At 73.3% G+C, this 19,507-nt stretch carries 18 protein-coding genes; 15 read left to right on the top strand and 3 right to left on the bottom strand.

Annotation, left to right across the window (positions count from 1 at the left end; all coding sequences use genetic code 11):
* Positions 1 to 126 precede the first annotated feature (126 nt).
* Both ACFO3Q_RS00330 and ACFO3Q_RS00325 read left to right on the top strand, forming a co-directional pair.
* On the top strand, positions 127 to 756 hold the full coding sequence (locus ACFO3Q_RS00330; protein ID WP_377002521.1) for a DedA family protein: 630 nt from the start codon (positions 127 to 129) through the stop codon (positions 754 to 756).
* 110 nt (positions 757 to 866) lie between these two features.
* Complete coding sequence (locus ACFO3Q_RS00325) at positions 867 to 1,604, top strand: hypothetical protein (RefSeq protein ID WP_377002520.1); 738 nt, start codon at positions 867 to 869, stop codon at positions 1,602 to 1,604.
* 105 nt (positions 1,605 to 1,709) lie between these two features.
* On the opposite strand, the gene rho is transcribed toward ACFO3Q_RS00325, so the two are convergent.
* Both rho and trxA read right to left on the bottom strand, forming a co-directional pair.
* Positions 1,710 to 3,485 carry a transcription termination factor Rho gene (gene rho / locus ACFO3Q_RS00320; RefSeq protein ID WP_377002518.1) on the bottom strand — a complete coding sequence of 592 codons (1,776 nt, stop codon included), beginning with the start codon at positions 3,483 to 3,485 and terminating at the stop codon, positions 1,710 to 1,712.
* Positions 3,486 to 3,686: 201 nt separating this feature from the next.
* Positions 3,687 to 4,013 (bottom strand): thioredoxin, encoded by a 327-nt coding sequence (gene trxA / locus ACFO3Q_RS00315; RefSeq protein WP_377002516.1) that lies wholly within the window; start codon positions 4,011 to 4,013, stop codon positions 3,687 to 3,689.
* 299 nt (positions 4,014 to 4,312) lie between these two features.
* Between trxA and rhlB the strand changes: the two genes are divergently transcribed.
* From rhlB to ACFO3Q_RS00265, 10 genes are all read left to right on the top strand, one after another.
* On the top strand, positions 4,313 to 6,127 hold the full coding sequence (gene rhlB / locus ACFO3Q_RS00310) for an ATP-dependent RNA helicase RhlB (RefSeq protein ID WP_377002514.1): 1,815 nt from the start codon (positions 4,313 to 4,315) through the stop codon (positions 6,125 to 6,127).
* A 149-nt stretch (positions 6,128 to 6,276) separates the two neighbouring features.
* Positions 6,277 to 7,086, top strand: coding sequence for a type II secretion system protein N (locus tag ACFO3Q_RS00305; RefSeq protein WP_377002512.1), 810 nt, complete (start codon positions 6,277 to 6,279; stop codon positions 7,084 to 7,086).
* Between the two features lie 10 nt (positions 7,087 to 7,096).
* A complete protein-coding gene (gene gspD / locus ACFO3Q_RS00300) occupies positions 7,097 to 9,112 on the top strand; it encodes a type II secretion system secretin GspD (protein WP_377002510.1) in 2,016 nt (671 codons plus the stop codon).
* Entirely contained in the window at positions 9,109 to 10,605 is a 1,497-nt protein-coding gene (gene gspE, locus ACFO3Q_RS00295; RefSeq protein WP_377002509.1) for a type II secretion system ATPase GspE, read from the top strand. The genes gspD and gspE overlap by 4 nt, the downstream gene beginning before the upstream one ends.
* A 51-nt stretch (positions 10,606 to 10,656) precedes the next feature.
* A complete protein-coding gene (locus tag ACFO3Q_RS00290; RefSeq protein WP_377002507.1) occupies positions 10,657 to 11,853 on the top strand; it encodes a type II secretion system F family protein in 1,197 nt (398 codons plus the stop codon).
* A 270-nt stretch (positions 11,854 to 12,123) separates the two neighbouring features.
* Positions 12,124 to 12,810 (top strand): cell division ATP-binding protein FtsE, encoded by a 687-nt coding sequence (gene ftsE, locus ACFO3Q_RS00285; RefSeq protein WP_377002505.1) that lies wholly within the window; start codon positions 12,124 to 12,126, stop codon positions 12,808 to 12,810.
* Complete coding sequence (gene ftsX / locus ACFO3Q_RS00280) at positions 12,807 to 13,790, top strand: permease-like cell division protein FtsX (RefSeq protein WP_377002504.1); 984 nt, start codon at positions 12,807 to 12,809, stop codon at positions 13,788 to 13,790. Before ftsE ends, ftsX begins: the two co-directional genes overlap by 4 nt.
* 35 nt (positions 13,791 to 13,825) lie before the next feature.
* Positions 13,826 to 14,674, top strand: coding sequence for a response regulator (locus ACFO3Q_RS00275; protein ID WP_377002502.1), 849 nt, complete (start codon positions 13,826 to 13,828; stop codon positions 14,672 to 14,674).
* A complete protein-coding gene (gene ung, locus ACFO3Q_RS00270) occupies positions 14,671 to 15,378 on the top strand; it encodes a uracil-DNA glycosylase (protein ID WP_377002501.1) in 708 nt (235 codons plus the stop codon). Before ACFO3Q_RS00275 ends, ung begins: the two co-directional genes overlap by 4 nt.
* A 117-nt stretch (positions 15,379 to 15,495) precedes the next feature.
* Positions 15,496 to 16,449 carry a bile acid:sodium symporter family protein gene (locus tag ACFO3Q_RS00265; protein ID WP_377002499.1) on the top strand — a complete coding sequence of 318 codons (954 nt, stop codon included), beginning with the start codon at positions 15,496 to 15,498 and terminating at the stop codon, positions 16,447 to 16,449.
* Here the strand turns inward: ACFO3Q_RS00265 and ACFO3Q_RS00260 are convergent.
* Complete coding sequence (locus ACFO3Q_RS00260; RefSeq protein ID WP_377002497.1) at positions 16,394 to 17,293, bottom strand: pirin family protein; 900 nt, start codon at positions 17,291 to 17,293, stop codon at positions 16,394 to 16,396. The genes ACFO3Q_RS00265 and ACFO3Q_RS00260 overlap by 56 nt on opposite strands.
* Positions 17,294 to 17,403: 110 nt before the next feature.
* Here ACFO3Q_RS00260 and ACFO3Q_RS00255 point away from each other — a divergent pair, with 110 nt between their 5' ends.
* The 3 genes from ACFO3Q_RS00255 to rpoH all read left to right on the top strand — a co-directional run bounded on the left by ACFO3Q_RS00255 (position 17,404) and on the right by rpoH (position 19,462).
* Complete coding sequence (locus ACFO3Q_RS00255; RefSeq protein WP_377002496.1) at positions 17,404 to 17,859, top strand: MarR family winged helix-turn-helix transcriptional regulator; 456 nt, start codon at positions 17,404 to 17,406, stop codon at positions 17,857 to 17,859.
* A 106-nt stretch (positions 17,860 to 17,965) separates the two neighbouring features.
* Entirely contained in the window at positions 17,966 to 18,391 is a 426-nt protein-coding gene (locus ACFO3Q_RS00250) for an organic hydroperoxide resistance protein (RefSeq protein ID WP_377002494.1), read from the top strand.
* Positions 18,392 to 18,577: 186 nt separating this feature from the next.
* Complete coding sequence (gene rpoH, locus ACFO3Q_RS00245) at positions 18,578 to 19,462, top strand: RNA polymerase sigma factor RpoH (RefSeq protein WP_377002493.1); 885 nt, start codon at positions 18,578 to 18,580, stop codon at positions 19,460 to 19,462.
* The last annotated feature ends 45 nt before the right edge of the window (positions 19,463 to 19,507 follow it).

The following is a 19,507-nucleotide window of genomic DNA, read 5'->3' as shown; positions in this document are numbered from 1 at the left end:
TAGACTTGCGCGGCCGCGGCGCCGGCAGGTCGATCGCGGCGCGCCGACGTCACCGTGGAGACGCGCCCGCGCGCTCCGGCCGAATCCCCGGCGTGGCCATGGTGGCGGCGCCCACGAATCCGTTCGATGGATATCCTCGACCTCCTCGTCAACTTCTTCACCGACTACGGCTACCTCGCCGTCTTCCTGATCCTGCTGGCCTGCGGCTTCGGGGTCCCGATCCCGGAGGACATCACGCTGGTGGCCGGCGGGATCATCTCGGGCCTCGGCTACGCCAACGTCCACGTGATGTTCGGCGTGTGCATGGCCGGGGTGCTGATCGGCGACTCCACCATGTTCCTGGTCGGCCGCCACTTCGGCGTGCGCGCCCTGCGCTGGCGCTGGATCAACTGGCTGCTCACCGCGCAGCGCTACGCCCAGGTGCAGGAGAAGTTCGAGAAATACGGCAACCGCCTGCTGTTCATCGCCCGCTTCCTGCCCGGGCTGCGCTCGCCGATCTTCCTGACCGCCGGCATGACCCGGCGCGTTTCCTATCTCCGCTTCCTGGCCCTCGACGGCTTCGCGGCCATCATCAGCGTGCCGATCTGGGTCTACCTGGGCTACTACGGCGCGGACAACCACGAGTGGCTGCTGAAGTGGATGCACCGCGGCCAGACCGGCCTGTTCGTCGTCCTCGGCGTGCTCGCCCTGGTCGTGCTGGTCTGGTGGCTCATGCGCCGGCGCCTGCGCAGGCGTGTCGCGGCCAGCGCCGACTGAGCCCGGCCCCGGCCGCCAAGGGCGGAGACGCTCGGCAAGCGTATGCTCGCCGGGCCGCAGGCAGCGGCGTCCTGGGGAGAGCGATGACGCGTCGCATGGGGATATCAGGGGTGCTGATCGCATCGGTCATGGCGACGGCCTTCGCCGCGCCTTCCGGCCCGGTCGAGTTCGAGGTGGCGGGGGACGTCGAGGTACGGGAGGACGGCAGCCTCCTCGCGGTCGGCCTGCCGCCGACGCTGGAGGACCCGGTGCGCGCGATCGTCCTGGACGTGGTGAGCGCTCTGCGCTTCGAGCCCTACGCCGCCGACGGTCGCGCCGTGCCCATGGTGCTTCGCGTGCGCATCGTGCCCGGGGAGGCCGGATACACCTTCGAACCGGTCGCGGCGCGTTTCGGCTCCGGGGCGGCGCACCCACTGCGGGTCGGCTATCCGCCGGAGTCCCTGCGGCACGCCGAGGCCGGAGATGTCCTTGCCGCCGTGCAGGTCTCGCCCGAGGGCGCCGTCGAGACCGTGGCCGTCCTCGCCTCGCGCATCAACCGTGGCGGGCGGGCGGCGCGGCGGCGCCTGGAAGGTGCCGCTCTCGCTGCGCTGACCGGTGCCACCTTCTTTCCCTGTCCGGCGAGCGTCCCCGACATCCGCGTGGTGCCGGTGGCCTTCCGGCTGGACGCTCCCGAAGCGCGTTCGCGGCCCGGGGCATGGGTGCGCCACGACGTACCGTGGGCCGAAGGCACGCCGGCGGTCGCGCGTCTGGGGGCGCTCGACGACGATGTTCTCGAGCGCGACGAGCAGGGCTGGGAGCCCTGCGTGCCGCGGCTGCGTCCGGGGCAGCTCGTCGTCGCGACGCCCTGATCCGTCGGGCGGCCGCATGCGGCGCGCCGGATTCGCGGGCGCGCCCTCGACGAAGAACGCCGGCCATGGGCCGGCGTTTCTCGTCCTGCGGAAGGCCGATGCGCCTCAGCGCTTCATCGAGCCGAAGAACTCGTCGTTGGTCTTGGTGTTCTTCATCTTGTCGAGGAGGAACTCCGCCGCGCCCAGCTCGTCCATCGGATGCAGGAGCTTGCGCAGGATCCAGACCTTCTGCAGGAGGTCCGGCTCGATCAGCAGGTCCTCGCGGCGGGTGCCCGAGCGGTTGATGTTGATCGCCGGGTAGATGCGCTTCTCGGCGATGCGGCGGTCCAGGTGCACCTCGGAGTTGCCGGTGCCCTTGAACTCCTCGTAGATCACCTCGTCCATCTTGGAGCCGGTGTCGACCAGCGCGGTGCCGATGATGGTCAGCGAGCCGCCTTCCTCGACGTTGCGCGCGGCGCCGAAGAAGCGCTTCGGGCGGTGCAGGGCGTTGGCGTCCACGCCGCCGGTGAGCACCTTGCCCGAGGAGGGGACCACGGTGTTGTAGGCGCGGGCGAGGCGGGTGATCGAATCGAGCATGACCACCACGTCCTTCTTGTGCTCGACCAGGCGCTTGGCGCGCTCGATCACCATCTCGGCGACCTGCACGTGGCGCGCGGCGGGCTCGTCGAAGGTCGAGCTCACGACCTCGGCGCGCACGGTGCGCTGCATCTCGGTCACTTCCTCGGGCCGCTCGTCGATGAGCAGCATGATGACGTGGGTCTCGGGATGGTTGGTCGTGATCGCGGTGGCGATCTGCTGCAGCATCATGGTCTTGCCGGCCTTGGGCGGCGAGACGATGAGGGCGCGCTGGCCCTTACCGATCGGCGACATCAGGTCCATGATGCGGCCGGTGATGTCCTCGGTGGACCCGTTGCCGCGCTCCAGGTGGAAGCGCTTGCGCGGGAACAGCGGAGTGAGGTTCTCGAACAGGACCTTGTTCTTCGACGCCTCGAGCGGCTCGCCGTTGATGGTGTCGAGCTTCTGCAGCGCGAAGTAGCGCTCGCCCTGCTTCGGGTCCCGGATGCGGCCGGTGATGTGGTCGCCGGTGCGCAGGTTGAAGCGGCGGATCTGGCTCGGCGAGATGTAGACGTCGTCCGGGCCGGCCAGGTAGCTGGCGTCCGGCGAGCGCAGGAAGCCGAAGCCGTCGGGCAGGATCTCCAGCACGCCGTCGGCGGCGACGCCGTCCGGGGCGCGGGTGAGGATCTTCAGCAGGGCGAAGATCACGTCCTGCTTGCGCATGCGCGCGACGCCCTCGTGGATGTTCAACTGCTCGGCGATCTCCAGCAGCTTGTGCGCGGGCATGCGCTTGAGGTCGGCCAGCGAGTAGGCCGGGAAGTCCGGCGGCAGGGTCGGCGCCGGGCGCGGATCGAAGCGCTCGCCGTCGTCGCCGTTCTGCGGCGCGTCGCCGCGCTCGGCGCGCTGCTGCTCGCGACGCTCGCGGCGGTCGCGGAAGCGGTTCTTGCGGTCGCGGCGGCCGCTGCGCTCCTCGCGCTCGCCGCCCTGGCCGCCATCGCCCTCCTGGCCGTTGCCGGCGCCCTGGGCGCCTTCGCCGCGGCTCTCCTGCTGCTGCCCGGCCTCGGGCTGCGCCCGCGGCGCGCCCTCGGCGGCCGGGGCGGCCTGGGCCGTCGTACGCGGTGCCGCCGGCGGCTCGGCCGCCGTCTTCGCGCGCGGCACGGGCTCGGACGGCGCTGGCGCGCCGGCCTTGGGCTCGGCCTTGGCGGCCTTCGGCTCGGCCGCGGGTTCGGTGGGAATGGGGAGTTGCGCCTGTGCGGCGCTGTCGGCGCGCGGCTTGCGCGTACGCTTCTCGGCGACGTCGCCGCTCGGGGTTTCGGTATCGGACACGGAATGCGCCTCGCGGTGGTGCGAGTGATGGGAAGAAGGAAGAGGTGTCGCTAGGACGGCGCCGCGGGCGCGACAGCGCGGGAGGCTGCGGGGCGCGGCTGTCGCCAACGCTAACACCGCGGCCGGCGGCGAAACAAGCGGGCCGGACCCGCGACGCGGCGCCGTTGCGGCGCCGCGTTCATGCAGCAGGGGTGCTTCGGGTTACAGCGCGTTCTCGACGAAGCGCACCAGCTCGCTCTTGGGCACGGCGCCGACCAGGTTCCCCGCCAGCTTGCCGTCCTTGAACATCAGCAGGGTGGGGATGCCCCGGATCCCGTACTGGGCCGGCGTCTGCTTGTTCTGGTCGACGTTGACCTTGACCACCTTGAGGCGGCCGGCATGGGTGCGGGCCAGCTCGTCGACCATGGGGCCGATGATCCTGCAGGGGCCGCACCATTCGGCCCAGAAATCGACCAGGACCGGCTCCTGCGATTCCAGGACCTGGGCCTGGAAGTCGCTGTCGCCGACATGCAGCACGGAATCGCTCACGGAAAACTCCTTCGGAGGGGGAAAGACCGGGCGGACGGGCGCCGGTCACGGGCGATGGCCCGGGCATGCGCTAAACTGGGGCGGTTCTTCCGCGCTTTCAAGCCGTACGGCAGCGTGAAGGACGCGACGCATCGGCCGGACGCCCGCGACGCCGCCCCGCCCGGGCCGCACCGCGCACGGCCCGACCCGAAGCCGCTTTCGGCCGCGCCCCGCGTGCGGCGTAAGTGCGACTGCTTCCCGCCCGACCAGGCGGTTCCTCCTCCCGAGCGCGGCACGGCCCGCGCGACCCGACGCGAACCATGTCCGACAAACCGCTGACCGACGTTTCCTTCTCCTCCTTCGATCTTCATCCCACGCTGCAGGCCGGCCTCGAGGCCGCCGGATTCACCCGTTGCACCCCGATCCAGGCGCTGACCCTGCCGGTCGCGCTCTCCGGGCGCGACGTCGCCGGCCAGGCCCAGACCGGCACCGGAAAGACGCTCGCCTTCCTCGTCGCGGTGATGAACCGCCTGCTGACCCGGCCCGCGCTGGCCGAGCGCAAGCCCGAGGACCCGCGCGCCCTGATCCTCGCGCCCACCCGCGAACTCGCGATCCAGATCCACAAGGACGCGGTGAAGTTCGGCTCCCAGCTCGGCCTGCGCTTCGCCCTGGTCTACGGCGGCGTCGACTACGACAAGCAGCGCGCCCTGCTCCAGGAAGGCGTGGACGTCATCATCGCCACGCCCGGCCGCCTGATCGACTACGTCAAGCAGCACAAGGTGGTCAGCCTGCACGCCTGCGAGCTGTGCGTGCTGGACGAGGCCGACCGCATGTTCGACCTCGGCTTCATCAAGGACATCCGCTTCCTGCTGCGGCGCATGCCGGTGCGCACCGAGCGCCAGACCCTGCTGTTCTCCGCGACCCTCAGCCAGCGCGTGCTGGAGCTGGCCTACGAGCACATGAACGACCCCGAGAAGCTGGTGGTCGAGACCGAGTCGGTCACCGCATCGCGGGTGCGCCAGGTCGTGTACTACCCGGCCAACGAGGAGAAGCTGCCGCTGCTGATCGGCCTGCTCTCGCGCTCGGAAGGCGCGCGCACCATGGTGTTCGTCAACACCAAGGCCTGGGTCGAACGCGTCGCGCGCGCCCTGGAGAAGGCCGGCTACCGCGTCGGCGTGCTCTCCGGCGACGTGCCCCAGAAGAAGCGCGAGACCCTGCTGGCGAAGTTCCAGAAGGGCCAGCTCGAGATCCTGGTCGCGACCGACGTGGCCGCGCGCGGCCTGCACATCGACGGCGTCAGCCACGTCTACAACTACGACCTGCCGTTCGACGCGGAGGACTACGTCCACCGCATCGGTCGCACCGCGCGCCTCGGCGCCGAAGGCGACGCGATCAGCTTCGCCTGCGAGATGTATGCGATGAGCCTCCCGGACATCGAGGGCTACATCAAGCAGAAGATCCCGTCCGCGCCGGTCGAGCCCGACCTGCTCAAGCCGCTGCCGCGCCCGGAGCGCGTCAAGGTCGAGGGCGAGGACGAGCAGGCCGAGAGCGTCGGCGACATCTTCCGCGAGGCGCGTGCCGAGGCCGAGGCCACCGAGCGCAAGCGCGGCGGCGGACGCAGCGGGACGCGCGAGGGCGGACGTGGCCGCAGCGGCGGCCGCGAGGGCGCTCCGCGCGAGGGCGGCCCTCGTCGCCGCAGCGCTCCGCGCGATGCGAGCGCGCCCGCGGTCGCCGGTGGCGACGAGGGCGCGGCCGCGCCGGTCGCGGTGCAGGCGCCGGCGGACGTCGCCGGGGCCGGTGGCGACACCGCACCGGACGGCGCCGTGCCGGCCACCGGCGATGCGCCGAAGCGGCGCCGGCGTCGCGGCGGACGTGGCCGCAAGCGCCGCGAGGGCGAGGCCGCCGCCGGCCAGGCCGAGGCCGTGCAGGGTGGGGAGGCGCGCGCACCGCGTGCGCCGCGTGGCGAGGCCGGTCGCGAACCGCGCGCCCCGCGTGCGGCGTCGGCGCCGCGCGAGGTCGCCGCCAGCCGTCCTGCGGCCAGGACGCCCGCCGCAGGGGGCGCGCCGGCGCCGTCCCTGCTGGGCCGCATCACCCGCGGGCTGCGCTCCATCTTCGGCGGCAGTTCCGGCCGCTGACGCGCTGGATGCGGGCGCGAATCCCGCGCCCGCATCCGCGCCTGCGCCATCGCGCAGTGCACAAGGGCCCCGCGCGGGGCCTCTGCTAGATTGGCCGCTCCTTGGGGAGGGGACGCGGTCTTCGCGTGCTGGTCGATCGAATCCGCTCAATGCCGTCCTCGCCCGCCGTCGGGCGTGGCGTGGCCTTCGCGCTGGCCGCATTGCTGCTGGTGATGCTGGCCCGCACGCTGTGGCTGCTGGTGGCCGGGCCGCAGGTTCCGGACCCGGGGCCGCCCGACCTTCCGGCGAGCCCCGACGCCCCGGCCGGCAGCCTCGCCCAGTGGCAGCTGTTCGGGTCGCGCGAAGGGCCCGCGGCGGTCGTCCATGCGCCGCCCACCGCGCTCGGCCTGCAGCTGCGCGGCACCCTGGCCGCCGCCGATCCGGGCGCGGGGCTGGCCCTGGTGGCCGACGGCGAGAGCGAACGCGCCTACCGCGTCGGGGACCGGCTCCCCGGCGACGCCGTGCTGGAGGCGGTCCATCCCGACCGCGTGCTGATCCGCCGCGACGGCCGGACCGAATCGCTCGCGCTGCCGCGCGCGGCGGTCGGCGATGCGTCGCCGGCCGCGGTCCTGCCCGCGCCGATCGAGGCGGCGGTCGGGCCGACGAGTCTCGGCCGGCCGGACTTCGCCACGCAGCGCGCCGCCCAGGCCCCGCGCATCGCCGCGCTGCTCGACCAGGCCAACCTCCTGCCGGCGACCGAGAACGGCCGCGTGGTCGGTGTGCGCATCGGCAGCCGCGACCGCGGCCTGCTCGCGCCGCTCGGACTGGAGCCCGACGACGTCATCACCAGCGTCAACGGCGTCCCGCTCGACGCGCCGCAGCGCCTGCCGGAGCTGCCGGCCCTGCTGCAGCACGGCGGCGACCTGCGCGTGGCGGTGCGCCGCGACGGCCGCACCTTCGACCTCAACCTCGCCCTGTGACCGCGCGCCCATGCATCGACTCGTCCTGTCCGTCCTCCTGCTCGCCGCCACGGCGCATCCGCTGGCGCAGGAGCGGACGGTCGCGCCCGTCGCGTCGCAGCACACGCTGAACCTCAAGGGCGCCGACATCGGCGTGCTGATCCAGACCGTCAGCGAGATCACCGGGCGCAGCTTCATCGTCGATCCGCGCGTGGAGGCGCGGGTGACGGTCATCTCCAGCGCGCCGCAGTCGGTCGAGCAGATCTGGGAGACCTTCACCGCCGTGCTGCGCGTGCACGGCTTCGCCGTGGTGCCGGCCGGCGGCATGTGGAAGGTGGTGCCCGAGGCGGCGGCGCTGGGCGAAGGGCCGACGCTGTCGGCCGCGGGGCCGGACGCCCTGGTGACCCGGGTCATCGCGCTGCGGCAGACGCCCGCCGACGAGCTCGCCAACCTGCTGCGCCCCCTGCTCGGTCAGGGCGCGCAGGTGGCGGGGCAGGGCGGCAACCTCGTCGTCACCGACCGCGCCAGCAACGTCGAGCGCGTGGCGCGGCTGGTCGAGCGGATCGACGCCGGCAGCGGCGGCGCGGTGGAGGTGGTGGCGCTGCGCCACGCCAACGCGGCCGAGATCGCGCGCACCCTGGCCCAGCTCGAACCCGCCGCCACGCCCGGCCTCCCCACGCTCGGGGGCAGCGGCCGGCTGGTGGCCGACGCGCGCAGCAACTCCGTGCTGATCTCGGGGGACGCGACGCAGCGCCTGCGCCTGCGCACCCTCGTGGCCCATCTCGACACGCCGCTGGCCGAGGGCGGCGACAGCACCCAGGTCATCTACCTGCGCCATGCCAAGGCGATCGACCTGGTGCCGCTGCTGGAATCGGTCGCGGCGACCCTCACCGGCACCGCCGCCAACGCCGAGGGCGCGCGCGCGGCCACCATCGGCGCGCATGAGGAGACCAACGCCCTGGTCGTCACCGCGGCGCCGCCGGTGTTCCGCGAACTCGCGGCGGTGGTGCGCCAGCTCGACGTCCGTCGCGCGCAGGTGCTGGTCGAGGCGGTGATCGCCGAGGTCAGCGACGAACTCGCCGACCAGATCGGCGTGCAGTGGCAATCCACCTCGCTCGGCAACAATCCCGACGGCTCGCTCGGTTCCGGCGTGATCGGCGGCACCAACTTCCCCGGCCAGGGCGGTGCCGGCAGCATCATCGGCGCCATCCAGAACCCGCTGGGCGCGCTCGGCAGCGCCGCCGGGCTCAACATCGGCTACGTCGACGGCACGGTGAACATCCCCGGCCCGAACGGGCAGACCATCCGGGTCGCCCAGATGGGGGCGCTGATCCGCGCGCTGCGCGGCGACGGGCGCGCCAACATCCTCTCGCGGCCGAGCGTCATCACCCTCGACCACACCGAGGCCGAGTTCAAGGTGGCGCAGGAGGTGCCCTTCCTCACCGGGCGGTACACCAGTACCGCGGAGGGCGGCAGCAGCCTGCCGGGCAATCCGTTCCAGACCATCGAGCGCCGCGACGTCGGCCTGATCCTCACGGTCACTCCGCACGTCAACGAGGGCGACGCGGTGCGCCTGGACCTGCGCCAGGAACTCTCCTCGCTGTCGCCGGGCGTGGCCGGCGCGGTCGACCTCATCACCAACAAGCGCGAGATCCGCACCTCGGTGCTGGTGCCCGACGGCGGCATGATCGTGCTCGGCGGGCTGGACTCCGACGAACTGCGCGAAACCATCCAGGGCGTGCCGGGGCTCTCGCGCATCCCGCTGCTGGGCAACCTGTTCAAGTCGCGCGACGCCGCGCGCAGCAAGAGCAGCCTCATGGTCTTCCTGCGCCCGCAGATCCTGCGCGATGCGGCCACTGAGGCCGCGGTGTCCACCGAGAAGTACAACTTCCTGCGCACCCAGCAGCTCGAACAGCAGTACGAACACCGCAGCCGCGGCGGTCCGCGCCCGCTGCTGCCGGCCGATCCCGCCACGCTGTTCCAGCCGGGCGACGCGGTGCCGGTCCAGCCGGTGCCCGTGCAGCCGGGCGAGGAGTCGCTGCGGTGAACGCGCACGGCGAGGATCCGCGGCCGGGTCGTCCCGGCTACGGCTTCGCGCGGCGCCATGGCGCCACCCTGCTGGAGTGGCGCGGCACGGTGGCGCGCGTGGCGCACCGGCCGGACGTGGGGCTCGAGGTCCTCGCCGAGCTGCGCCGCCATCTCGGCGCGCCGCTGGAGCCGGTCGCCTGCGACGCCGCGGAGTACGAGCGCCTCCTGCGCACGCTCTACGCCGAGGGCGACGGCGCGGCCAACGCCATGGCCGAGGACATCGGCGGCGGCGACCTCGCCGACATCGCCGAGCACCTGCCCGAACCGCAGGACCTGCTGGAGAGCGACGACGACGCGCCCATCGTCCGCCTGATCAACGCGACCCTGACCGAGGCGGTGAAGCAGGGCGCCTCGGACGTGCACATCGAGCCCTTCGAGCAGCGCCTGGTCGTGCGCTTCCGCATCGACGGCGTGCTGCGCGAGGTGCTGGCGCCGCGCAAGGCCATCGCGGCCGCAGTGGTCAGCCGCATCAAGGTCATGGCGCGGCTGGACATCGCCGAGAAGCGCCTGCCCCAGGACGGCCGCATCGGCCTGCGCATCGCCGGCCGGCCGGTCGACGTGCGCGTGAGCACCATCCCGGTCGGCGGCAGCGGCGGCCAGTCCGAGCGCGTGGTGCTGCGCCTGCTCGACAAACAGGCCGGCAGCCTCGACCTGGCGCGCATCGGCATGCCCGAGGCCCTGCGCGCGCAGCTCGAAGCCCTGATCCACCGCCCGCACGGCATCCTGCTGGTCACCGGCCCCACCGGGTCCGGCAAGACCACCACGCTCTACGCGGCGCTGCAGCGCCTCAACGACGCCACCCGCAACATCCTCACCGTCGAGGACCCGATCGAGTACGACCTCGACGGCATCGGCCAGACCCAGGTGAACCCCAAGGTCGAGATGGGCTTCGCGCGCGGCCTGCGCGCGATCCTGCGGCAGGACCCGGACGTGGTGATGGTCGGCGAGATCCGCGACCTGGAGACCGCCGAGGTGGCCGTGCAGGCCAGCCTCACCGGGCACCTCGTGCTGTCCACGCTGCACACCAACTCGGCCGTCGGCGCCGTCGCCCGCCTGCGCGACATGGGCGTGGAGCCCTTCCTGCTGTCGGCCTCGCTGATCGGCGTGCTCGCGCAGCGCCTGGTGCGCGTCCTGGATCCGGCGCAGGCCGAGGCCTACACGCCCGGCGAGGCGGAGTGCGCCGCGCTCGGGCATGCCTGGTCGCCGACGCTGCGCTTCATGCGCCCGCGCGCGGACGCCGGCCCCGCGGCCTACCGCGGCCGCACCGGACTCTACGAGCTGGTGGTGTTCGACGACGCCCTGCGCGAGCTGGTCAACGCCGGCGCCTCCGAGCGCGCCCTGCTGGCCCAGGCGCGCCTGCGGACGCGCGCGCTCCTCGACGACGGCTGGGACAAGGTCTGCGCAGGCGTCACCTCGGTCGAGGAAGTGCTGCGCGTGACGCGGGAGGACTAGCCGGTGCCGCGCACGTCGTTCCGCCGTCCGCCGCCCGGCCTGCGCTGAGCCATGCCGGCCTTCCAGTTCCAGGCGCTCGACGCCACCGGCCGCAGCGAACGCGGCGTGCTGCAGGCGGACACCGCGCGGGCGGCGCGCAGCCTGCTGCGCGAGCGCGGGCTGATCCCGCTGGAGGTCGAGCCCGTCGCGGCCGGCGCGCGGGTACCGGGGGCGCCGCGCCTGGGCGCTGCCGGGCGGGTGGTGCTGACGCGCCAGCTCGCGACCCTGGTCCGCGCCGGCCTGCCGCTGGACGAGGCGCTGGCGGCGCTGGCCGACGGCGCGACGGGGCCGGGGCGCGCCATCGCCCTGGCGCTGCGCGCGCGGGTCGGCGAAGGCGCGACCCTCGCGCAGGCGCTCGATGGTTTTCCGCAGAGCTTCGACACGCTCTATCGCGCATCGGTCGCCGCCGGCGAGCGCTCCGGGCGCCTGGACCGCGTCCTGCTGCGGCTCGCGGCGCACCTGGAGTCTCGCGACGCGCTGCGTCGCAAGGTGGTGGGCGCGCTGGCCTATCCGGCCCTGCTGCTGGCGGTCGCCCTGCTGGTGGTCGCGGGGCTGATGCTCTACGTCGTGCCCGAGGTGACCGGCGTGTTCGCCCGCAGCGGGCAGGCCCTGCCGTGGCCCACGCGCCTGCTGATGGCCGCGAGCGACCTGCTGCGTGCAGGCTGGCCCTGGCTGCTCGGCGCGGCGCTCGTGGCGGGGACCGCGCTCGCGGCGACCTGGCGCCGCCCGGGCTTCGCCGGCTGGCGCGCTCGCCTGCTGCTGCGGGTCCCCGGCGTGCGCCGGCTCGCGGTCGCGCTCGACACCGCGCGCTTCGCCCGCACCCTCGCCATGCTCGGAGCGGCCGCCGTGCCGCTGCTCGACGCCCTGCGCCTGTCCACCGCGACCGTCGCAAACGCCAGCCTGCGCGCGGCCCTCGAGGACGCCGCGCGCCAGGTGCGCGAGGGCCTGCCGCTGTCGCGGGCACTGGCGCGCGACGGGCGCTTTCCGGCGGTCGCCCTGCGCCTGGTCGCCAGCGGCGAGCGCGCCGGCCGCCTCGACGAGATGCTCGACGCTGCCGCAGACCAGCTCGAGCGCGAGCTCGACACCACCCTCTCCGTCGCCACCGCCGCCCTTGGCCCCGCCGTCATCCTCGCAGTCGGCGCCGCCGTGCTCTTCATCGTCCTCGCAGTCCTGCTGCCGATCTTCGAGTTGAACCGGTTGGTGGGGTGAGGGGGTGGGGTTCGGGGCACAGGGCTCAGGGCATAGGGCGTAGGGCGTAGGCGCATCCCGCGATCTCCGAGCCCATGCCCCGCCCCAAGCCCCCCGAGCCCCAGGCCCTAAGCCCCAGGCCCAGGCCCAGGCCCCAGGCCCCGAGCCCCAAGCCCCAAGCCCCAAGCCCCAAGCCCCAAGCCCCAAGCCCCAAGCCCGGGCGGGCCCGTTGCCCGTCCTCCCCCGCGGGCCCGCTAAACTCACGCCCATGCCCTTCGCCCCGTCCGCCCCATGACCCTGCTGCGCTTCGATGGCGTCGCCAAGCGCTATCCCGGTGGACACGAGGCGCTAGTGGACGTCAGCTTCAGCGTCGAGGCCGGGGAGATGCTGTTCATCACCGGCCATTCCGGTGCCGGCAAGAGCACGCTGCTGCGGCTGGTGCATCTGTCCGAGCGGCCGAGTCGCGGGGCCGTGCTGGTGGACGAGCGCAACCTCGCGCAGGTGCGCGGTGCCCGCGTGCCGCACCACCGGCGCCGGGTGGGCACGGTGTTCCAGGACCATCGCCTGCTCGCGGACCGCAGCGTCTTCGACAACGTCGCGCTGCCGCTGGTCATCGCGGGCGTGCCGCGCGCCGAGATCGGCAAGCGCGTGCGCGTGACCCTGGAGAAGCTGGGCCTGGGCGGTCGCGAACGCGCGCTGCCGGCGCAGCTGTCCACCGGCGAGCAGCAGCGCGTGGGCATCGCCCGCGCGGTGGTGGCGCAGCCGCCGCTGCTGGTCGCCGACGAGCCGACCGGCAATCTCGACCCCCAGCTCGCCGCCGAGGTCATGCAGCTGTTCGCCTCGCTGCCGGCGCAGGGCACGACGGTCCTGATCGCCAGCCACGACCTCGCCCTGATCAAGCGCCTGCGCCGGCGGGTCCTGGTCCTCGATCACGGCCGCCTGGTGGACGACATCGCGCCCGAGGACCTCGCCGCATGAGTCCCCGCGGGGCACGCAACAAGGCGCGCAGCGAGCGCGTCCCCAGGGCGCGCGCCGGCGAGCGCCTGCGCGCCTGGCGCGAGCAGCACGTCTTCGGGCTGGTCTCCAGCCTCGGGCGCATCGCCCAGCGCCCCTGGGCGACCCTGCTGACCGTCGGCGTGATGGCGATCGCCCTGGCGCTGCCGCTGGGGCTGTGGCTGGCGCTCAAGAACGTCGAGCGCTTCTCCGGCCACGTGCGCGACTCCCGTGAGATCGGCGTCTTCCTGCGTCTCGACGTGGCGCCGGAGCGCGCCGCGGCGCTGGCCGACGCACTGCGCGCGCAGTCCGACGTCGAGGCGGTGGTGCTGAAGACGCCCGAGGAGGGTCTCGCCGAGTTCCGCCAGATGGGCGACCTCGCGGCGGCGCTCGACGCACTCGACGGCAACCCGCTGCCGGCGGTGCTGACCGTGGTGCCGGCGGCCTCCGCGGCCGACGGCGGCGCGGCGCTGGCCGAACGGCTGCGTGCCCTGCCGGAAGCCGACCTGGTGCAGCACGACGCGGTGTGGCGCGAGCGGCTGGACCGCTGGCTCGACTTCGGCGAGCGCGCGGTCGCGGTGGTGGCGCTGCTGCTCGGCATCGGCGTGCTGCTGGTGGTGGGCAACACCGTCCGCCTGGACATCGCCGCGCGCGCGGAGGAGATCGGCGTGCTCCAGCTCCTGGGCGCGACCGACCGCTTCGTGCGCCGGCCCTTCCTCTACCTCGGCGCCTGGTACGGCCTCGCGGCGGGCCTGCTGGCGCTGGCCGTGCTCGCCGCGGCCGGCCTGGCCCTGCAGCGCCCGCTGTCCGCGCTGGTGGCCAGCTACGGGGGCGAGTTCGCCCTGCACGGACCCGGCTGGGGCGGGGCCCTGACTGTGCTCGCCGTCGCAGTTGCGCTCGGCTGGGTGGGCGCGCGGCTTGCGAGCGGGCATCATCTACGCCGGACGCGTCCCGCCGAGCTCTGATCCCGGCCGCGTCCGAAGGGGAACCTCGCACCGCCATGCATGCCGCGCCCACGCTCCAGCATCTCGACGCCGACGCGCCGCGCGTGCTCGTCGTCGATGGCTCCCGCGTGGTGCGGCGGATGATCGAGGGCGTGCTGCGCAAGGAGCTGCCGGGCGTCGAGGTGGTCGGCGTCGACAACGGCATCGACGCCTGCGTGGCCATCGCCGAGAAGCCGGTGCACCTGGTGAGCACCTCGCTGTCGCTGCCGGACATGGACGGCATCGAGCTGGCGCGCCGCGTGCGCGAGCACCCGACCCAGGCCTACGTCCCGATCATCGTGGTCTCCGGCAACGCACAGGAGCACCTCGAGGCGCGCAGCTTCACCCCGGACATCACCGACTACTTCGACAAGGCGCTGGGCTTCAGCGCGCTGGCGGCCTTCATCCGCGGCTACGTGCATCCCGAGCAGGAGCCCGACGGCCGCGTGCTCTACGTCGAGGACAGCCGTGTGGTGGCCACGGCGACCTGCCGGATGCTGCAGCGGCACGGCCTCGAAGTGGTGCACGCGATCAGCGCGGAGGAGGCGCTGGAGCGCATCCAGGCGGCCATCGCCGAGGAGGCGCCGCCGGTCGACGTGGTGCTGACCGACGTCTACCTGAAGGGCGCGCTCAGCGGCGGCGACCTGCTGCGCCGGGTGCGCGAGGACTTCGGCCTCGACAAGTCGCTGCTGCCGGTCGTGGTCATGACCGGCGATGCCAACCCCGGCAACCAGAGCGCGCTGCTGCGCGCCGGGGCCAACGACCTCGTGCAGAAGCCCATCGAGGAGCGCCTGCTGGTCACCAAGCTGCTGTTCCAGCTGCGGCTGGCGCGGATGGCCCGCGGGCGGGCCCGGGCCGCGGCATGAGCCTGGAGCAGGTGCGCCTGGACGCGTCCTGGAAGGCGCGGGTCGGCGACTATCTGCTGCGCGAGGACATGCAGGCGCTGGCCGCCTTCCTGCGCAGCGAGAAGGCGCGCGGCACGCGCATCTTCCCGCCGGCGGGGAGCATCTTCGCGGCGCTGGACGCCACGCCGTTCGAGCAGGTCAAGGTGGTGGTGCTGGGCCAGGACCCCTACCACGGGCCGGGGCAGGCGCACGGCCTGAGCTTCTCGGTGCTGCCGGGCGTGCCGGTGCCGCCCTCGCTCAACAACATCTACGCCGAGCTCGAGCGCGACCTCGGCATCCCCCGGCCGGACCACGGCTGCCTGCTGCCCTGGGCGCGCCAGGGCGTGCTGCTGCTGAACGCGGTGCTGACCGTGCAGGCGGCGCAGGCCGGCAGCCACCAGGGGCGCGGCTGGGAGGGCTTCACCGACCACGTCGTGGAGACGCTCGCGCGCGAGCGGAAGGACCTGGTCTTCATGCTGTGGGGCAGCTACGCCCAGGCCAAGGCGCGGCGCGTCGATCTGTCCGCGCACTGCGTGCTGCGGGCGCCGCACCCCTCGCCGCTGTCGGCGCATCGCGGCTTCATCGGCTGCGGCCACTTCTCCAAGGCCAACCGCTGGCTGACGGCGCGCGGGCACGGCGCGATCGACTGGCGGCTGCCGCCGCGGGCGGAACTGGGCCTGGGCTAGGGCGCGCCCCGCGGTTCCGCGTCGCCGGAACGCGCAGGGCGTTCGTGCGCTGCGGCGTGCGCCGCGGGAGCCTGCCGCGCATGCTGCGAGTCCGATCCGGTCACGACGAGGCGAGGCATGCAGGCGACGCTGCTCACCACGGTCCTGCTGCCCCTGGCGCTGGGCGTCATCATGCTGGGCCTCGGCCTGGGCCTCGCCGGCGAGGACTTCCGGCGCATCGCCCGGTATCCGCGTGCGGTGCTGGTGGGCCTGGCCCTGCAGGTGCTGGTGCTGCCCTGGGCGGCCTTCGCGCTGGCCCTGCTGTTCGGCCTGCCGCCGGCGCTGGCGGTGGGCCTGATGCTGCTGGCCGCCTCGCCCGGCGGCGCCACCGCCAACATCTACAGCCACCTCGCGCGCGGCGACGTCGCGCTGAACATCACGCTCACCGCGATCAACAGCCTGCTGTGCCTGGTCACGCTGCCGATCGTGCTCAACCTGGCGCTGGGCTACTTCATGGGCAGCGGACAGTACGTGCCGCCGCCGGTGTCGAAGGTGGTCGAGGTGGCGCTGGTCATCGTGCTGCCGGTCGCGCTCGGCATGGGCCTGCGGCGCCTCGCGCCCGGATTCGCGGCGCGCGCGGAACGGCCGATCCGGGTCGCCTCGGTGCTGGTGCTGGCGCTGCTGATCGTGGCGGCGGTCGCGCAGTCCTGGCAGGTGCTGCTCGCGCACGTGGCGGCCGTCGGCCTGGCCTGCCTGCTGTTCAACCTCGTCAGCATGGGTGTCGGCTACGGCGCGCCGAGGGCGCTGCGCCTGCCGCGGGGGCAGGCCATCGCCATCTCGATGGAGATCGGCATCCACAACGGCACGCTGGCCATCTTCATCGCGCTCAACGTGCTCCAGGATGCGGCGATGTCGGTGCCGGCGGCGGTCTACAGCCTGCTGATGTTCTTCACCGCGGCCGCCTTCGCGCTCTGGCTCAACCGGCGGGGTGCCGGGGCGGCGGCGCCGACCGCGCCGGTCGGCGGGCACGCCCGGCTCAGGACATCGGGTTCGGGGTCGGCGCCTGTGCCTGCGCCTCCGGCAGGGGAATGAAGGTGTCCCGGTCCATGGGCGGCAGCGGGATCCGGCCCGCCGCCCAGTCGGCCTTGGCCTGCTCGATGCGGTCCCGGCGCGAGGACACGAAGTTCCACCAGATGTGCCGCGCGCCGACGGGCTCGCCGCCCAGCAGCATCAGCCGCGTCGCGCCCACCGCGGTCAGGGTGGGTGCGACGCCGCCGCGGAAGACCAGCATCTTCCCCTCCGGGTAGCGCACGCCGCCCACCTCCACCTCGCCACGGGCGACGTAGACGGCGCGCTCGGCGTGGCCCTCGGGCAGGCCCATGCGCGCGCCGTCGGCCAGTTCGGCGTGGACGTAGAACAGCGGCGAGCGGGTCCGGGCCGGGCTGCGCAGGCCGTAGGCCTCGCCCGCGATCAGCCGTGCAGACAGGCCGCCCTCGCCGAATTCGGGCAGCGCCCCGGCGGGGTGGTGGGCGAAGTCCGGCGCCGTCTCCTCGTCCTCGGTCGGCAGCGCCACCCAGGCCTGGATGCCGTCCATCGGACCGCCGCGCTCGCGCAGGCCGTCGAAGCGCTCGGAATGGCTGATGCCGCGGCCGGCGGTCATCCAGTTCAGCGCCCCCGGGCGGATCACCTGCTCGACCCCGGTGCTGTCGCGGTGGGTCATCTCGCCCTCGAACAGGTAGGTGATCGTGGAGAGCCCGATGTGCGGATGGGGGCGGACGTCGGTCTCGCGCGGGATGCCCGGCGGCATCTGCGCCGGCCCCATCCGGTCGAAGAAGATGAACGGCCCGACCATGCGTCGCGCGCGGAAGGGCAGCACCCGCCCGACCTCGAAGCCCCCGAGGTCGTGGCAGCGGGTGTCGATCACGATGTCGAGCATGAGCGGGTCTCCTCCTTGGCCGCTCCGCATCATGCGCCGGCAAGGCGCGGCTTTCCGTGACGGAGGACGTATCGCTTGCAATTGCATAGCGCGCTATCTATCATGGGCGCATGGACGCCCCGGACCCCGCCACCGCCGATCTGCCGCTCCGGCTCGACCAGCAGCTCTGCTTCTCGCTGTACTCCGCCAGCCTGGCGCTCAACAAGGTCTACCGCGGGCTGCTCGGCGAACTCGGACTGACCTACCCCCAGTACCTGGTGATGCTGGTGCTCTGGGAACGGGACGGACTGACCGTTTCCGAGATCGGCGAGCGGCTGTTCCTGGATTCGGCCACCCTCACGCCGCTGCTCAAGCGGTTGCAGGCCGCCGACCTGGTCTCCCGGCGGCGCGCGGTCGAGGACGAGCGGCAGGTGGTCGTGAGCCTGAGCGAGGCCGGCCGCGCGCTGCGCGAGCGTGCGAGGACGGTCCCGGCGGGCGTGCTCTGCGCCGCCGACTGCCCCGCCGAGGAACTGGCGGCCACCAAGCGGCAGCTCGACCGGCTGCGGGACAGGCTGCTGCGGCGCTGAGCAGTCGGGTCATTCAAGTAGCGCACGATTCAATCGTGCGGCATCGCGGCCCGGTGGCAGCCGCGGGGCTCTCCGAACGCCACCCTCATCCACCCAAGGAGCCACCATGTCCATCGAGAAGATCCTCTACCGCGCCCAGGCCACCGCCACCGGAGGCCGCGACGGCCGTGCCGTCTCCTCCGACGGCGTCCTCGACGTCCGCCTCAGCACGCCGCGCGAGCTGGGCGGCACCGGCGGCGACGGCACCAATCCGGAACAGCTCTTCGCCGCGGGCTACGCCGCCTGCTTCCTCGGCGCGCTCAAGTTCGTCGCCGGCCGCGAGAAGGTGGCGCTGCCGGCCGACGCCTCGATCGAGGGGCAGGTCGGGATCGGCCCGATCCCCAGCGGTTTCGGCATCGAGGTCGAACTGCGCATCGCCCTGCCGGGGCTGGAGCGCGCCCAGGCCGAGGCGCTGGTGGAGAAGGCGCATGTCGTCTGCCCCTACTCGAACGCCACGCGCGGGAACATCGACGTGACCCTGACCGTGGTCTGAGCGGGCGTCGCGGAGGGCGGATGCAGTGTTGTGCCCATGGGTGCCGCACTGCACCGCCCCGCGACGGTCGAAGGCGTAGGCTGCACGTGTTGCGTGTGGCCCCCGCCGCAAGACCCACGGGCGGAACGCCGGGGAACTTCCGGCGCGTTTAGCACTCAAATGTCGCGACTGCTAAGATCGGATCCTATGAACCAGACCGCCGCTGTCTCCACCGCCCTGGTGGCCAACAACCTGCCGATTCCGAGCGCGCTCGGGTCGCTCGACGCCTACATCGCCGCGGTCAACCGCGCGCCGATGCTGAGCGCCGAGGAGGAGCAGGCGCTCGCGCGCGAGTACCGGGACCACGAGAACCTCGACGCCGCGCGCGCCCTGGTCATGGCGCACCTGCGCTTCGTCGTCCACGTCGCCCGTGGCTACAGCGGCTACGGGCTGCAGATCGGCGACCTCATCCAGGAAGGCAACATCGGCCTGATGAAGGCCGTGAAGCGCTTCGACCCCGACATGGGCGTGCGCCTGGTGAGCTTCGCCGTGCACTGGATCCGCGCCGAGATGCACGAGTTCATCCTCAAGAACTGGCGCATCGTGAAGGTCGCGACCACCAAGGCGCAGCGCAAGCTGTTCTTCAACCTGCGCAAGTCCAAGAAGCGCCTGGGCTGGATGAACGCCGAGGAAGTGCGCGCCGTGGCCCGCGACCTCAACGTCGAGGAGCGCGAGGTGCTCGAGATGGAGGCGCGCCTGTCGGGCCGCGACGTCGGCTTCGACGCGCCGACCGATGCCGGCGACGACGACCACGCTCCGCCGGCGCCGGTGGCCTACCTGGTCGACCACCAGGACGACCCGTCCATGGCCTACGAGCGCGAGAGCGACGCCGACAGCAAGCTGGAACTGCTGCGCGACGGCCTGGCCGAGCTCGATCCGCGTTCGCGCGACATCATCGCGCGCCGCTGGCTGGACGAGGACAACAAGACCACGCTGCAGGAGCTGGCCGACGAGTACGGCGTCTCCGCCGAGCGCATCCGCCAGATCGAGGCCAACGCCCTCAAGAAGATGCGGGCGCTGTTCGCGGCCTGAGCCGCAGCGCCCGGTCCGGATCGACGACGGCCCCTTCGGGGGCCG

This window comes from Coralloluteibacterium thermophilum, assembly GCF_042654365.1.
In the GTDB taxonomy this organism is placed as follows: Bacteria; Pseudomonadota; Gammaproteobacteria; order Xanthomonadales; family Xanthomonadaceae; genus Coralloluteibacterium; species Coralloluteibacterium thermophilum.
This window is presented reverse-complemented; position numbering and strand designations above follow the sequence as displayed.

Excerpts from the sequence above, each read along its gene's own strand:
- ftsE (WP_377002505.1), top strand. The coding sequence starts at position 12,124 with ATGACCCTGCTGCGCTTCGATGGCGTCGCCAAGCGCTATCCCGGTGGA.
- ACFO3Q_RS00275 (WP_377002502.1), top strand. The coding sequence starts at position 13,826 with ATGCATGCCGCGCCCACGCTCCAGCATCTCGACGCCGACGCGCCGCGC.
- ACFO3Q_RS00250 (WP_377002494.1), top strand. The coding sequence starts at position 17,966 with ATGTCCATCGAGAAGATCCTCTACCGCGCCCAGGCCACCGCCACCGGA.
- ACFO3Q_RS00290 (WP_377002507.1), top strand. The coding sequence starts at position 10,657 with ATGCCGGCCTTCCAGTTCCAGGCGCTCGACGCCACCGGCCGCAGCGAA.
- gspD (WP_377002510.1), top strand. The coding sequence starts at position 7,097 with ATGCATCGACTCGTCCTGTCCGTCCTCCTGCTCGCCGCCACGGCGCAT.
- ACFO3Q_RS00330 (WP_377002521.1), top strand. The coding sequence starts at position 127 with ATGGATATCCTCGACCTCCTCGTCAACTTCTTCACCGACTACGGCTAC.
- rhlB (WP_377002514.1), top strand. The coding sequence starts at position 4,313 with ATGTCCGACAAACCGCTGACCGACGTTTCCTTCTCCTCCTTCGATCTT.
- ftsX (WP_377002504.1), top strand. The coding sequence starts at position 12,807 with ATGAGTCCCCGCGGGGCACGCAACAAGGCGCGCAGCGAGCGCGTCCCC.
- ACFO3Q_RS00260 (WP_377002497.1), bottom strand. The coding sequence starts at position 17,293 with ATGCTCGACATCGTGATCGACACCCGCTGCCACGACCTCGGGGGCTTC.
- rpoH (WP_377002493.1), top strand. The coding sequence starts at position 18,578 with ATGAACCAGACCGCCGCTGTCTCCACCGCCCTGGTGGCCAACAACCTG.
- ung (WP_377002501.1), top strand. The coding sequence starts at position 14,671 with ATGAGCCTGGAGCAGGTGCGCCTGGACGCGTCCTGGAAGGCGCGGGTC.
- ACFO3Q_RS00265 (WP_377002499.1), top strand. The coding sequence starts at position 15,496 with ATGCAGGCGACGCTGCTCACCACGGTCCTGCTGCCCCTGGCGCTGGGC.
- ACFO3Q_RS00305 (WP_377002512.1), top strand. The coding sequence starts at position 6,277 with ATGCCGTCCTCGCCCGCCGTCGGGCGTGGCGTGGCCTTCGCGCTGGCC.
- ACFO3Q_RS00255 (WP_377002496.1), top strand. The coding sequence starts at position 17,404 with ATGGACGCCCCGGACCCCGCCACCGCCGATCTGCCGCTCCGGCTCGAC.